This is a genomic window from Amycolatopsis sp. NPDC102522, assembly GCF_055584485.1.
In genome coordinates this window covers 1-13,662 of record NZ_JBVJLY010000028.1, presented here as the reverse complement: position 1 = coordinate 13,662, position 13,662 = coordinate 1, and the positions used below count along the sequence as shown (strand labels likewise).

The 13,662-nt window shown below is 68.2% G+C and carries 10 protein-coding genes; 5 read left to right on the top strand and 5 right to left on the bottom strand.

Going from position 1 to position 13,662, the window contains the following annotated elements; translation table 11 throughout:
- Nucleotides 1–309: 309 nt before the first annotated feature.
- Nucleotides 310–2,415, bottom strand: a complete 2,106-nt coding sequence (locus ACZ6YV_RS38940; protein ID WP_465514409.1) for a tetratricopeptide repeat protein — start codon at nucleotides 2,413–2,415, stop codon at nucleotides 310–312.
- An 813-nt stretch (nucleotides 2,416–3,228) separates the two neighbouring features.
- Between ACZ6YV_RS38940 and ACZ6YV_RS38935 the strand changes: the two genes are divergently transcribed.
- Complete coding sequence (locus tag ACZ6YV_RS38935) at nucleotides 3,229–4,386, top strand: Cys-Gln thioester bond-forming surface protein (RefSeq protein ID WP_465514408.1); 1,158 nt, start codon at nucleotides 3,229–3,231, stop codon at nucleotides 4,384–4,386.
- Nucleotides 4,387–4,694: 308 nt separating this feature from the next.
- Here ACZ6YV_RS38935 and ACZ6YV_RS38930 read toward each other — a convergent pair whose 3' ends face one another.
- On the bottom strand, nucleotides 4,695–5,444 hold the full coding sequence (locus ACZ6YV_RS38930) for an AraC family transcriptional regulator (protein WP_465514407.1): 750 nt from the start codon (nucleotides 5,442–5,444) through the stop codon (nucleotides 4,695–4,697).
- Nucleotides 5,445–5,498: 54 nt separating this feature from the next.
- On the opposite strand from ACZ6YV_RS38930, the gene ACZ6YV_RS38925 reads away from it, so the two are divergent.
- The 3 genes from ACZ6YV_RS38925 (at nucleotide 5,499) to ACZ6YV_RS38915 (ending at nucleotide 8,816) form a co-directional block, all read left to right on the top strand.
- Entirely contained in the window at nucleotides 5,499–6,683 is a 1,185-nt protein-coding gene (locus tag ACZ6YV_RS38925; protein WP_465514406.1) for an MFS transporter, read from the top strand.
- Between the two features lie 90 nt (nucleotides 6,684–6,773).
- Complete coding sequence (locus ACZ6YV_RS38920; protein WP_465514405.1) at nucleotides 6,774–8,084, top strand: lipase family protein; 1,311 nt, start codon at nucleotides 6,774–6,776, stop codon at nucleotides 8,082–8,084.
- Between the two features lie 87 nt (nucleotides 8,085–8,171).
- Nucleotides 8,172–8,816 (top strand): TetR/AcrR family transcriptional regulator, encoded by a 645-nt coding sequence (locus tag ACZ6YV_RS38915; protein WP_465514404.1) that lies wholly within the window; start codon nucleotides 8,172–8,174, stop codon nucleotides 8,814–8,816.
- Between the two features lie 155 nt (nucleotides 8,817–8,971).
- Here the strand turns inward: ACZ6YV_RS38915 and ACZ6YV_RS38910 are convergent, their stop codons facing one another.
- The 3 genes from ACZ6YV_RS38910 to ACZ6YV_RS38900 are packed head-to-tail and all read right to left on the bottom strand — an operon-like array spanning nucleotide 8,972 to nucleotide 12,206.
- On the bottom strand, nucleotides 8,972–9,820 hold the full coding sequence (locus ACZ6YV_RS38910) for an SDR family NAD(P)-dependent oxidoreductase (RefSeq protein ID WP_465514403.1): 849 nt from the start codon (nucleotides 9,818–9,820) through the stop codon (nucleotides 8,972–8,974).
- A complete protein-coding gene (locus ACZ6YV_RS38905; protein ID WP_465514402.1) occupies nucleotides 9,817–10,716 on the bottom strand; it encodes an alpha/beta fold hydrolase in 900 nt (299 codons plus the stop codon). Before ACZ6YV_RS38905 ends, ACZ6YV_RS38910 begins: the two co-directional genes overlap by 4 nt.
- Nucleotides 10,713–12,206, bottom strand: a complete 1,494-nt coding sequence (locus ACZ6YV_RS38900; RefSeq protein WP_465514401.1) for a flavin-containing monooxygenase — start codon at nucleotides 12,204–12,206, stop codon at nucleotides 10,713–10,715. The genes ACZ6YV_RS38905 and ACZ6YV_RS38900 overlap by 4 nt, the downstream gene beginning before the upstream one ends.
- 89 nt (nucleotides 12,207–12,295) lie before the next feature.
- On the opposite strand from ACZ6YV_RS38900, the gene ACZ6YV_RS38895 reads away from it, so the two are divergent.
- On the top strand, nucleotides 12,296–13,540 hold the full coding sequence (locus ACZ6YV_RS38895; RefSeq protein ID WP_465514400.1) for a PucR family transcriptional regulator: 1,245 nt from the start codon (nucleotides 12,296–12,298) through the stop codon (nucleotides 13,538–13,540).
- Nucleotides 13,541–13,662: the final 122 nt, after the last annotated feature.

Below are 13,662 nucleotides of genomic sequence, written 5' to 3'. Positions count from 1 at the left end.
GGAGCGCGACTGCTCGTCACTTGTTCACCTCACACCGGGAGCTACCGCATCAACGCCGGAGGAGGCTCGTTCCTGCTGTCGAGAGCGGATGACGGAACCCGCGCTTCCCTCGCCGACGTGCTCGTCCACTCCGGACCACACCTGATCGCGGCCGCCCGATCCGTGATCGCGAGGGACTTCGACCGGCTACCCGGTCTCACGATCGTCGCCGTCGCGTGTTCCCCCGGGCTCTGCCTTGTCGGCGACCGCGTAGGAGACGTGGCCGTCATCCCGTGCGAGTCCGCGGAGCTGGCAGGTGCGGGTGCCTACTTATGGTTGCTCGCCCGCCGCCGACTCCGGCTGTTGCGGGCGATCACGCCGGGCGTCCAAGGCGGCCAGCCGAGTGCCGGCTTGCTCCACCCGCAGCCCACCGATCGGGCGGCACAGATCCAGTGCCTTGGTCAGATGGCCGCGAGCGGCGGTGAAATCGCCCTCGAGCTCAGCGACCTCGGCGTAGGCCAACAACACATCGGCTTGGTAAACGGCCGAACCTGACTCGTCGAGCACCGCGGCGGCGCGGTCGAGCTCACGTTTCGCCGCGGTGATCTCGCCGGCCCATGCGTCGATCCGCGCCAGCGACAGGGCGACCTTGGCCTCGTCCTTGACATCGCCGACCTCCTTGAACATCTCTTGCGCGAGGCGCAGGTGCCGGGCGGCGTCGGTGGTCCGGCCGGCCTGCAGCAAGGCCTCGCCGATCCGGCGGTGCCGCTGGGCGACGCCGCGGTCGATCCCCAGTTCCCCTTCGATCACGAGGCTTTCGCTGAAGAACTCGACCGCCCGCTTGAAGTCGCCGCGGCCTTGCGCCGCCATTCCCAGCTGGTCCAAAGCCACGGATTCGTTGTGGCGGCTTCCGGCTCCTTTCGCCAGCTCCGCGGCCTTCAAGCATTCGCCTTCGGCGGCTTCGAACCGGCCGAGATCCAGATAGGCGCGGGCCAGCTGGCAGCGTAACCGCGCTTCGGCGATCGCGTCGGCACACCGATGTGCCGCGGCGATGCCGACTTCATGCGTCCGGAGCCAAAGCTGATAGTGCTTGCGATGGAGAAAGAGCTCCCAGAGTGCTTCGCACAGTTGCCAGGCCAGCTCGTCGTGCCGCAGCGCGTACGTCTCGTCGAGCAGCTCGATGATGTCCGGCAACCGTTCGTCCAGCCAGCCAAGGGCTTCGACACCCGTGGCGAACAACGACGGCGAATCCTCGTACCGGGCGCGCACGGTGCTGATCCGCCATCGCATCGGGATCACCACCAGATTCGCCCGCGTCATCCGGTGCAGATACCACTCCGCGATCCGCGGGACGACTTCGAAACGCTCGTCGTCGGGCAACGCCCGCGCGTGTAGCCGCACCAGATCGTGAAAGCGGTAGCCACCCTCGCCGATCTCCTCGAGGAGACTCGCATCCGCCAGCACTTGAAGCCCGTCCGCGGCCTCGTCGTCGGAAACCCGGGCGGCCGCGGCCGCCGCTCCCACCTCGACCGTCAGCCCCGGGTGTTCACTGACCAGCCGGTAAAGCCGGGCCGCGTGCGACGGCAGCGCCGCATACGACGAGTCGAAGGTGGCCGTCAACGACGCCTCCCCCACCGGCGACAACCTCGTCAAACGCAGTCGCTCGTCGCGGAGCTCGGCCACCATCCTGGACACCGGCCACTTCGGCCGGGACGCCAGGCGCGCGCCCGCCACCCGGAGCGCGATCGGCAGCCGGCCGCACAAGAACGCCAGTGTCATGACATCGGACAGTTCGTCGGCCACTCTCGACTTCCCCACCGATCGAGTCAGCAGCTCGACGGCGTGCTCCTGCGGCAGGGGCGCCATGTCGACGAAGCGCGCGCCCTCCGCGTGCAGACCGTCCAGTCTCAACCTGCTGGTGACCACTACGACGCATCCAGCCGAGGCAGGGATCAGCGGCCGGACCTGGGCGGCCGAGATCGCGTTGTCCACCACCAGCAGCAAGCGCATTCCCGCCGTGGTGGTCCGGAACAGGGCCGCCTGCTCGGCCAGCTCGACCGGTACCCGCTCCGGAGGGACGCCGAGCGCGCGCAAGAACGCTCCAAGCGCCTCCTCGGGTGGAACAGCCGTCTCCGGGGAGAACCCGCGCAGATCGGTGTACAGCTGCCCCGACGGGAAACGCCCGGCGTTCCGGACCGACCAAGTGACGGCGAGCGCGGTCTTGCCCACTCCGCCGGGACCGACCACGACGGTCACCGCGGGCAGCTGGTCGACCGAGTCGCCCTCCTGGCCGACGGCGGCCGAGTCGAGCGCTTCGAGCTCAGCGATCCTGCTGGTGAAATGCGCCGGCACCGGAGGCAGCTGCCGGGGAACAGGAGTGCCGGAGGGTGACGTGACGACAGGTGCCGACGACACCGTGCCGATGTCATCTCCCATGACGGCACCCCGACCGGAGACGATCCGGATCCGAATTGCGCCGCCGCGATTTCCCGTCACCGATCACAGAATTCCACGATGAACAGAATCGCAGGTTACGCGCCGAAAAACGCATGCCCGTGCCTCCCCCGCACTGCAATATTCTTTTGTTCGCGCAATACCCGTACACAGATTCGTGTCGCGTCACACTGTCAAGCCTCATCCGAGAACTCCCGACAAATCCTCGAACCTCCCTGTCTACCTCGCCGAGCGGGATCTCCCCCAGCGAGCCGGAAACATCCACCCGAAAGAACCAAGACGCAAGTCTGCGACACCCCTGAAAGCAGGAGGCGCGAACCCCGTCGCCACATACTGTGATCTCCGACACCCGGCGCTATTCGCGCTTCCGCGCACGCAAATAGCCTGAAATCAACAGGCGCGATAATGCGGTGACAAAAACAGCGAATGGAGACACTACCCGAATCGACGGGAAATCCACTCCGGGACATGCCGAAGATTCCCTTTCGAGGATTCTTCCCCCAGAGCACTCGCCTGCCACCCCGGACCGACCCCGCCGCTGCGAGACGAGGATCGCCATCGGACCACGTCACGCAAGGTCATCTACCCGCCCAAGATCATTCTCTTGGCGTTCACTCTTCTTTCGGGGCAATTCGGACATGAGCCATACCCCGGAGTAGCCACATGTCTGACTTCTGTATGCTCCGCTCTCGCTCGATGGGATTAGTTATCCCCCGTCCGGGCGAGCCGTTGCGGTCGGGGCCTGTGGTCGCACGCGGCACTGGGATTCGTGGTCCGTATTCGGATGGGAGACACATGCACGGCAGGTCAGTTCTGGTTCGCGGCGGGATCGCGGTCGCCACCGCGGCCGTCGCACTGACGATGGCCGCTCCGGCCGCACTCGCCGAGGACGGCGCGGCGCGGGGCCGGGTCGTCGACAAGGCCGGCGAGAGGGGCTACAGCGTCAACTTCGGGGACCCCAAGCACTACGTCCCGGAGCTGTTCGAGCTGAAGCTCTCCGACGGCAGCAAACTCAAGATGTACTGCGTCCAGATCGAAGTCAACATGCGCACCGACCAGGACATGATCGAGCGCCCGTGGAACAAGTACCCGGACGCGGACTCGCCGTTCAACAAGAACAACGCGAAGATCAACTGGGTGCTGCACCACGGCTACCCGGCGATCGGCGTGAAGGCCATCGAAGGCACGCTCGGCAAGAGCGGGGTCAAGCTCAACGAGGGCCTGTCCGTCGGTGAGGCCGTCACCGCGACACAGGCGGCCGTCTGGCACTTCAGCGACGGCAAGGACTTCGACCGCGAGAAGCCGCTGATGGACGGGAACGCCGCGGCCTCGGCCGACGTCCTCGCCCTCTACGACTACCTCACCGGCAAAGAGAACGTCGGCATCAGCCAGCAGCCGAAGCCGACCCTCGACATCGGCCCGGCCAAGGCCTCTGGCGCGACCGGCAGCAAGATCGGCCCGTTCAGCGTGGCCACCACCGGTGACATCACCGAGCTGACCAGCAAGCTGCCCGAGGGCGTCAAGGTCGTCGACGCCGACGGCAAGGAGATCAAGGCCTCCGCCATCAAGGACGGCACCAAGGTCTTCGTCGACGTTCCCAAGGACACCAAGGACGGCGAGGGCTCGTTCTCGCTGAAGGTGAGCGGCCACCTCGACACCGGCCGCCTGTTCGTGGGCGAGAACTACGCCAAGGTCCCCGCCCAGTCGCTGATCGTCGCGGACTCCGAGAAGACCTCGGTCGTCGCGAACGCGACCGCGAGCTGGAAGCAGGGCGGCGCGCCCGCCAGCGAGACCCCGGCCCCCACCACGCCCGGTGGCGCCGAGTCGGGTGGCGGCAACGAGCTGGCCAACACCGGTGCGTCCGCGACCATGCCGCTGGTCATCGGCGGCGCGCTCCTCGGCGCGGGTGTGCTGATGGTGCTGCTGGTCCGTCGTCGCCGTAGCGAGGCGTAAGAAAGAATCGAACGCGAAGCGGGGCCGGTCCATTGTGGACCGGCCCCGCTTCGCGTTCACCGGTAGCCGGCGAGGCGGGCCAAAGGCACACGTGACTCTGCGCGACGCCGGTCACGACGGCCGGGTTGGGGGTGTGTGGAAATAGGGACATCGAGCGTCCCTATTTCCACACACCACTCACCCTGAGTGACACCTTTGCCCTACCTCTCAACAACCCCACTTGCCGCTCACGACTACCCCGACCCCCGCCCGGCGAGCAGGTGCTGGGCCTCGTGAGTGGTAACGACGGTTAGAACCGTCCCTGCCACTCACGAGGTCTGGGCGAAGTGCGTGCCCGGGGTGTGCCCGAAAGCGCGGCGGAAGACGTCGATGAACGCGCTGGTGGACGACCAGCCGCAGGCGTGCGCCACCGCGGTCACCGGGGTGTTCTCGGCCAGGAGGGCCAAGGCGCGGTAGAGCCGCAGCTGAGTGCGCCATTGCGGGAACGTCATGCCGAGGTCGGCCTTGAAGAGCCGGGCCAGGGTGCGATCGCTCGCCCCGACCCGTGCGCCGAGTTCAGCCAGTGTCCGGTTGTCGGCCGGGTCGGTGCTCAGGATTTCGCACAGCGCACGAAGCCGGGGATCGTCCGGCGTCGGCAGGTGGAGGGGTTGCTGCGGCGAGGCGCGAAGCTGATCGAGCAGGACAGCGCGCAGTCGCCGGCGTTCCGGGATGTCGTCGTGCGGCGGATCGGTGTAGGCGCGGATCAGCTCACGCAGGAGCGGGCCGACGGCCAGCACGCTCGGTTCGTTCAGCCGCAACGGGTTCACCGTGGCGGGCAGGCCGACCAGGCGCAGTTCGAGGTCGCCGTGCGCCTGATGGGCGTGCACGGTCCCCGCGGGTACCCAGATGGCCCTGGTGGCGGGCGCGACCCAGGAGCCCTTGTCGGTGGTGATGGCCAGGACGCCGCGGGCGGCGTAGACGACCTGGTGGTCGTCGTGGCGGTGCGCGTCGATCATCGTGCCGGAGGTCAGGGAGCGGACCTGTGTCGGCGCTTCGGGCAAGTGGCGGATTTCCGTCATTGTTTGTCATTTTATCGGAAGCGCGACACGGCGGCCCACGACAAGCATGGCGGGGTGTCGAAGAACAAAGCGATCGTCCTACTGTCGGCTGGGCACGCGTGTGTGGATGTGTACCAGGGTTCGGTGGCCGCGCTGGTGCCGTTCTTCGCCGCCGAGCGCGCCTACGGGTACGCGGCGGTGTCGGGCATCGTGCTCGCCGCGTCGCTGCTGTCGTCGGTGGCGCAGCCGTTGTTCGGCGCGCTGACCGACCGATGGGCGATGCCGTGGCTGCTGCCCTCGGCCACGGTCCTCGGCGGACTCGGCATCGGCCTCGGCGGACTCGTCGACTCCTACGCGCTGACGCTCGCTTTCGTCGCCGTGTCGGGAATCGGGGTGGCCGCCTATCACCCCGAGGCCGCCCGGGTCGCGAGAATCGCCGGCGGCGGCAGGCATACGACCATGGGCTGGTTCTCCCTCGGTGGGAACATCGGGTTCGCCGCCGCCCCCGTGCTCGTCGCCGCGGTCATGGCCGTCGGCGGGCTCAGGATGTCGCCACTGCTCGTCGTGCCCGCGCTGGCCGGCTCCGTGCTCTGCTTGCCGGTACTGCGCGCACTCGCCAAGACGGCCCGCACCAGTGACTCCTCCGCGGACGTCGCCGGCGTCGACGACTGGAGGTCGTTCGCGAGGCTGTCGCTGGCCGTCGTCTTCCGCTCGATCGTGTTCGTCGGGCTGAGCACGTTCATCTCGCTCTACGCCCGGCAGCGGGTCGGCGGCGGCACGACGACAGGCACCGCCGCACTGTTCCTGCTCTACCTCGGCGGCGCGGCGGGCACGCTGCTGGGCAGCAGACTGGCCGGGCGCCGGGACCGGGTCACCGTGGTCCGCTGGTCGTATCTAGCCACCATCGGCGCGGTCGCCGGGGTCGTGTTCGTGCCGGGTCCGATGTTCTTCCCGTTCGTCCTGCTGGCCGCGGTGGGCCTGTACATCCCGTTCTCCCTGCAGATCACGCTCTCCCAGGACTACCTGCCCACCCGGGTCGGCACCGCCAGCGGCGTGACTCTCGGCCTGACGGTCAGCATCGGCGGCCTCGCGAGTCCCCTCATCGGCACGGTCGCCGACCACACGTCCTTGCGGACGGCCTTGATCCCGCTGATCGCGCTGCCGTTTTTGTGCTGGATCACAACCCGCACCCTGCCGGAGCCGTGCTCCGTCCAAACCGGAACACCACGGGAGGAAATATTGTCGAATTCGCGACAATAAATGATGTACGACCCTGTACACCATCGGTTACCGGCTGGTAGGTTCCGAACATCCAAACGTGTGATCCACTTCATGATTCAAAGGGGAGTCATGACCCGAAAGCCCGCTCGTCTGCTGGCCGTCGCGATCGCTCTCGTCGTCACTTTCGCCGCCGCGCCCGCCGCCTCCGCCGCTCCTGCGACCGATTCGTTCTACAGCTACAGCGGCAGCGAACCGCTGTCGTCGTACAGCCCCGGAACCGTCTTGAAGACCCGGACGCTGAATTACCACATCATCGGCATTTCCACGCCGCTCAAGGTGACCCAGTTGCTCTACCGGAGCACCGACGCACAAGGGAAGCCGTCCGCCAACGTCACTTCGGTGGTGCGCAGCCTCACCGGCGACAGCACCAAAGCCGTTTCGTACCAATCGTTCTACGACTCGCTCGATCCTGAGCACGGCCCGTCGAGGGCGATCGCCGGCGACCTCTCGCTCGGCGGCCTGATCGCCAACGCGGAGGCGTTGTTCATCGCGCCCGCGCTGTTGCTGGGCTACAACGTCGTCATTCCCGACACCGAGGGCCAGAAGGCGAACTTCGCCGCCGGTCCGGAATACGGGACGAACACCCTGGATTCGATCCGTGCCGCGACACGGTCGCCGGGAACGGGAATGAACGACAAGACCCGGTTCGGTCTCATCGGCTATTCGGGTGGTGCCATCGCGACCGGCTGGGCCGCCGCGCTCGCGCCGGATTACGCCCCCGAAGTCAACAAGAACCTCGTCGGGTTCGCCGAAGGCGGACTGCTCGTCAAGCCGTCGCACAATCTCAAGTATGTCAACGGCAGTGTCGCGTGGACCGGCGTCATTCCGATGGCGCTCATCGGGGTCTCGCGATCCTTCGGCATCGATCTCAAGCCGTACGCGAATTCTTACGGCCTTCAGGTGCTCAAGGACATGGAAAAGGCGTCGATCGTCGACGCGCTCGGCCGCTATCCCGGGCTGACGTGGGAGAAGTTCGTCAAGCCCGAGTACATCAACCCGAACAAGGTGCTGCCGTACGTCGAGGCCGTGAACAAGATCAACCTCGGCTCCGCCGCGACTCCCACCGTGCCCGGATACATCGCACAGGGCAACAACGGTGTCCTGGAAGGTACTTTCGGCAACCCACCGGGGATCGGGACCGGTGACGGCGTGATGGTCGCCGGTGACGTGCGCTCGCTCGCGCGGCAGTACTGCGACACGGGCAACAAGTCGATCAAGTACGACCAGTACAACGCGTTGAGCCACGTCGGGGCGGCTGTCGCCTGGGCGCCGCAGGCCATCGGCTGGCTCAACGACCGGTTCGCGGGCAAGACCGCGCCGTCCACCTGCGGCAAGATCGCGCCCGGCAACTCCCTTGCCCCGGAGGTGCCGGTCAGCTGACCGCGATGGTCCGTGAAGGCCTCCTTCCCTACTTTGAAACCAGGGAAGGGGGCCTTCACGGCGTTCTGGACCGGTACGGTGCCGCACGTGACCGAGCACCGCAGGCTGCCGAAGGGGCCGCACAACCTCAGCCGCGACGAGGTCGCCGAGACCCAGCGGGCCCGGCTGATCGACGCCGTACTGGAGAACGCCGGCAAGCGCGGCTACGTCGCCACCACCGTCGGCCACATCACCGCCACCGCGGGCGTGTCACGGACCTCGTTCTACGAACAGTTCACCGGCAAACAGGACGCGTTCCTCGCCGCCTATCGCGAGGTCACCACCGAGTTCATCACCCACGGCGTCGCCGCGGGCGCCGGGGCCGCGACACCGCTGGACGCCGTCGCCGCCTGCTGCGACTTCCTCGTCGACTACGTGCACCGGCGCCCTGTCGCCGTCCGCGCCGTCCTGCTGGAGATCTACGCGCTCGGCGACGCGGGGCTCGAAGCGCGGGAGAACACCTTGCGCGCAGGGGAAGCCGTCTTCGACCGGACGGCGAAATGGCTGCGTGCCACCGATCCCACATTGCCGCCACCGCCGCCGTTCACCGCGCGGACGGTCGTGGCCGCCACGATCGAACTGATCACGCAGGCCATCTGGATCGGCACCGAGGACGCCTACGGCCAGGCGCGCGAAGCCGTTCGCTACACGTGGCTGCTCGGTTTGTTCGGGCACCGGAGCGTCGACGCCTGATCGCGGCCGCCTTGTCAGGAGCTGCCCGACGAGAGGATCCGTCGTGAACCGCTGCTCCTTCTGCGAGCGTTCGGCCGACAACGTTGAATCCCTGGTCGCGGGCGCTGTCGACGACGACCTGCGTGCTGGGTCAGCGTGGGAACGGTTCGCCTGAGCTAGCGGGCGAGGCGCCGCCGTTCGAAGTCGACGATCAGCTTCGGGTACAGACGCGGGAGCAGCCGGACGAGCCTGTCGACCAGTTTCGCGTCGTTCCCGACGAGCACGCGCGGCTTCCCGGCTTCCACCCCGTCGACGATGATGCGGGCGGCCTGGTCGGCGGGCATCTTCAGCAGCTTTTCGTTGTACACCCGGACACGTTCCCGCTGTTCGGCGGTGGGCTCGATGCCGCGGGCTTCGGCTTCCTTCAATGCCGCCGAGGCGATACCGGTCTTGACCCCGCCCGGATGGACGACCGTCACCCGCACCGGATGCCTGCCCGCGATCATCTCGGTGCGCAGTGCCTCGGTGAACCCGCGGACGCCGAACTTGCTGGCGCAGTAGGCGCTGAGCGTCGGCTGGGCCATGAAACCGTTGAGGCTGGAGACGTTGACGACTTGGCCGTCGCCGGAGTCGATCAGATGCGGCAGGAAAGCCTTGGTGCCGTTGATGACTCCGAAGAGATTGACCGCGAGCGTGCGGTCGTAGAGCTCCCAATCGGCGTCGAGGACGGTCTGCCCGCCGCCGGCGATCCCCGCGTTGTTGTAGATCTGGTGCACCACACCGAATTGCCCGGCGACCGTAGTCGCGTACTCCTGGACGGCCGCCCGGTCGCTGACGTCCAGCGCGGCGCCCTGCACTTCCGCGCCGAGGGCTTTGACCTCGGCGACGGTCTCGGCCAGGCCGGTTTCGTCCACATCGGACACCGCGAGGCGCGCTCCGCGCCGCGCGAGTTCGAGGGCCAGCTGACGGCCGATGCCGGAACCGGCGCCGGTGACGACGGCGACCTTGCCGCGAACGCTGCTCATCGGGATTCTCCTGCCGGGTCGAGGGCCAGTTCGGCGGTGAGCTCGACGAGCCTGCCGACGAGGTCCGGGGCGATGTGGTGGCCCATCTCGGGGATTTCGACGTAGCGGGCGCCCTTGACGGCTTCCGCGGTCGCCCGGCCGCCGCTGTGGTGGACCATGCGGTCGGTGTCGCCGTGGACCACGATCGTCGGGCAGGTGACGCGGCCGAGTTCGGCGGTGCGGTCGCCGCTGGCCTGGATCGCGCCGATCTGGCGGGCGATGCCGCTGCGGGCCCGCCTTCCGCCCGCCCGTTCCCACAGCTCGGTGGCCCAGGCCGTCTCGATGTCCTTGTCCAGCGGGAACTTCGCCGAACCGAGATGACCCATCATCGCCAGATGCCCGACCACCGACTCCTCGGCCGTCCGGGCGGGCCGCCTCGCCATGCGCAGCAACGTAGACCGCGCCGGCTGCCCGACCTTGCGATGCCCGGTGGTGGAGAAGATCGACGTCAGCGACAGGACGCGGCCGGGGTTTCGGGCGGCGACGGTCTGGGCGATCATGCCGCCCATCGACATGCCGACCAGATGCGCCTGCTCGATGCCCAGGTGATCCAGGAGGCCGACGGTGTCCGCCGCCATGTCCCCCAGGTCGTACGCCCCCGGCAGCGGCCGGGCCAGCAGTTGCCGGACCTTGCCGGGATTCGGCGCCTTGATGCGGTCCGAGCGGCCCGCGTCGCGGTTGTCGAAGGTGACGACCCGGAAGCCGCGGCCGGTGAACCCCTCGATCATCGGCCGCGGCCACGACGTGAGATCCAGGCCGAGCCCGGCGATCAGCACGAGCGGCATGCCGTCGGCGGGCCCTTCTTCGCGGTAGCAGATCCGCGGGCCGCCGGGCAGGTCGGCGAAGCTGTCTGTCACGAGCTCACCGCTTCCCGGACCTTCGCGCGGGAGAAGTGCAGTTCGGGATCGGTGATGTCGTCCGCGCGCAGCAGCTTGATGTCCGCGTGGTAGCTCATCGACGTCAGCCACGGCAGCCGGTCACCCTGGCGCGGAAGCTGGTCGAGGGCACGCTGCACGTACCCGGCGGCGAAGTCCAGGAACGGCCGCGTCGGCATGTCCGGGTCGGCGAGGACGGGACGGCAGACGTCGTAGCCGTGTTTGTCCATATGCGCCAGCAGACGGCAGAAGTGCTCGCACAGCAGGCCGATCTTGAGCGTCCACGACGAGTTCGTGTAGCCGATCGCGAACGCGGCGTTCGGCACGTCCGAAAGCATCATTCCCTTGTACGCGACGGTTTCCGGCAGGATCACCGGCTTGCCGTCGACGCTGAGCTTCGCCCCGCCGAACACCTGGAGGTTCAGGCCGGTGGCGGTGATGACGATGTCCGCCTCCAGCTCGCGCCCGGATTCGAGCAGGACACCCTTTTCGGTGAACGTCGCGATCTTGTCGGTGACGACGTCGGCCTGCCCCTTGCGGATGGCGGCGAACAGGTCGCCGCCGGGCACGGCGCACAGCCGCTGGTCCCACGGGTCGTACGGCGGGTTGAAGTGCTCGTCGATCGGATAGTCCTTGGGAAGCTGCTTCTTGTTGACGTAGCGGATGAGCCCGCGGGCGGTCTTCGGGAACTTCTGGCAGAACTGCCAGACCGCGAGCCCCTTGCGGATGTTCTTGCGGCGGGTGAGCGCGTACGCCCGCTCGTCGCCGAGGATCTTGCGCAGGCCGTTGGCGATCTTGTCCTCACGCGGCACCGGCATGACGTAGGTCGGGGTGCGCTGCAGCATCGTCACGTGCGCCGCCTTCCCCGCCATCGCCGGGACCAGGGTGACCGCGGTGGCGCCGCTGCCGATCACGACGACGCGCTTGCCCGCGTAGTCGAGGTCCTCCGGCCAGTGCTGTGGGTGCACGATCGTGCCGGTGAACCGGTCGCGGCCCTCGAAGCGCGGGGTGAAGCCCTCGTCGTAGCGGTAGTAGCCGCCCGCGTTGAACAGCCAGCCCGCGCTCAGCCGGGTGCGCTCGCCGGTGTCGGTGCGCTCGATCTCGAGCAGCCAGCGGGACTCGTCACTCGACCAGGCGGCCGAGAGCAGCTTGCGGTGGTAGCGGATGCTGGACTCGAGGCCGTTCTCGGTGACCGTCTCACGCAGGTACGACAGGATCCGGGGCGCGTCGGCGATGGACTGCTTGTCCCGCCACGGCTTGAACTCGTAGCCGAAGGTGTGGAGATCGGAGTCCGACCGGATGCCGGGGTACCGGAACAGGTCCCAGGTGCCGCCGGACGTGCCGCGGGCCTCCAGGATGGCGAACGTCTTGCCCGGGTTCTCGGTCTTCAGGTAACGCGCGGCCCCGATCCCGGAAATCCCGGCACCGATGATGACCACGTCGAGGTGCTCGACGGGTGTGCTCGTCGTCATGCGGTACTCCAGCCTCGTCTCGGTTCCCCCCACGATGCGGGTCCACCGGGGAATTGCGCTAGCACTATCTGCACCATCATCATGGACCCATGGTGCAAAGTGCCGCATCTCCATGGCCGTCCCTGTCCGCCGAGGCGCGTGATCTGTTCCGGCGAGGCGCGGAGATCGTCCTGCATCCTCGCGCCGAATGGATCGAGGAGCTGCACGAGGCCTCGCTCGGCGGGGACAGCATGCGCGCGGTCGCCGAGGACCCCGTGCTCACCGAGGGGACCAAACGCGCGAATCTGGCGAACCTGCTGCACTGGGCCGCCGCCAACGTGCAGCATCCGGGCAAACGGGTCACCGCGAACCTGAACCAGGAGGTGCTCGAAGGCGCCCGCGACATGGTCCGCCGCGGCTTCGATTCCGGCGGGCTCGACGCCTACCGGCGGGCGCAGGGGGTGGCCTGGCGCCGGTGGATCCAGATCTGCTTCGACCTCACGTCGGATCCGGTCCTGCTCCGCGAACTGCTGGACGTCTCGTCGCTGTCGATCACCACGTTCATCGAGGACACCGTCGCCGCGGTGTCCGAACGGATGGCCGCCGAACGCATCGAACTGACGCGTGGCGCGCACGCCGAACGGCGGGCCACGGTCACGCTGCTGCTGGAGGGCGCGCCCATCAGCCGTTCGCGGGCCGAAGCCCAGCTGGGCTACCCGCTCGCCGGTCCGCATACGGCCGCGATCGTCTGGAGCGGCTCGGCCACGCCGTCGTCCCGGCAGCTCGAAGCCGCCGCGGAGACGCTCATGCGGGCCAGCGACGCCTCGCACCGGCTGACCGTCGTCGCCAGCGCCGCCGCCCTGTGGGTCTGGCTGCCCGGCCGGACCCCGCCCCGGGCGGACCGGCTCGCCGAGGACCTCGCGCCGCACCCCGACGTCCGGGTCGCGCTGGGACGGCCCGGCAGCGGGATCGACGGCTTCCGCAGCAGCCACCTGGACGCCGCCGCCACCCAGCGGATGCTCGCCCGGCTCACGTCACCGCGGCAGATCGCGCGGTACCAGGACATCCAGCTACTCGTCCTGCTCACCGGCGACCCGGCGCAGGCGAGCGAGTTCGTCACCGACACGCTCGGCGAACTCCGGCACGCCGACATCGAAACGCGGGAGACCGTCCGGACCTACGTGCATGAACTGGGCAACACGACGCGGACCGCGGAACGGCTCTACACCCATCGGAACACCGTCGTGCGGCGGCTGGCGCGAGCCGACGAGCTGCTTCCGCGGCCGTTGGAGGAGAACGCGGTGGATGTGGCTGTGGCGCTGGAGACGTTGCGGTGGCTGGGAAGCGGGGCGTGAAGCTGTCGGGGCATCCGGCTGGCGAGGTGGTCGTGAGTGGCAAGTGTCGTTCTAACCCCACTTGCCACTCACGACCACCTGGACCCGAGCCGGTGGTGCCGTATGACCGAGTGGACGACACA

Excerpts from the sequence above, each read along its gene's own strand:
- ACZ6YV_RS38895 (WP_465514400.1), top strand. The coding sequence starts at position 12,296 with ATGGTGCAAAGTGCCGCATCTCCATGGCCGTCCCTGTCCGCCGAGGCG.
- ACZ6YV_RS38935 (WP_465514408.1), top strand. The coding sequence starts at position 3,229 with ATGCACGGCAGGTCAGTTCTGGTTCGCGGCGGGATCGCGGTCGCCACC.
- ACZ6YV_RS38930 (WP_465514407.1), bottom strand. The coding sequence starts at position 5,444 with ATGACGGAAATCCGCCACTTGCCCGAAGCGCCGACACAGGTCCGCTCC.
- ACZ6YV_RS38940 (WP_465514409.1), bottom strand. The coding sequence starts at position 2,415 with ATGGGAGATGACATCGGCACGGTGTCGTCGGCACCTGTCGTCACGTCA.
- ACZ6YV_RS38920 (WP_465514405.1), top strand. The coding sequence starts at position 6,774 with ATGACCCGAAAGCCCGCTCGTCTGCTGGCCGTCGCGATCGCTCTCGTC.
- ACZ6YV_RS38910 (WP_465514403.1), bottom strand. The coding sequence starts at position 9,820 with ATGAGCAGCGTTCGCGGCAAGGTCGCCGTCGTCACCGGCGCCGGTTCC.
- ACZ6YV_RS38900 (WP_465514401.1), bottom strand. The coding sequence starts at position 12,206 with ATGACGACGAGCACACCCGTCGAGCACCTCGACGTGGTCATCATCGGT.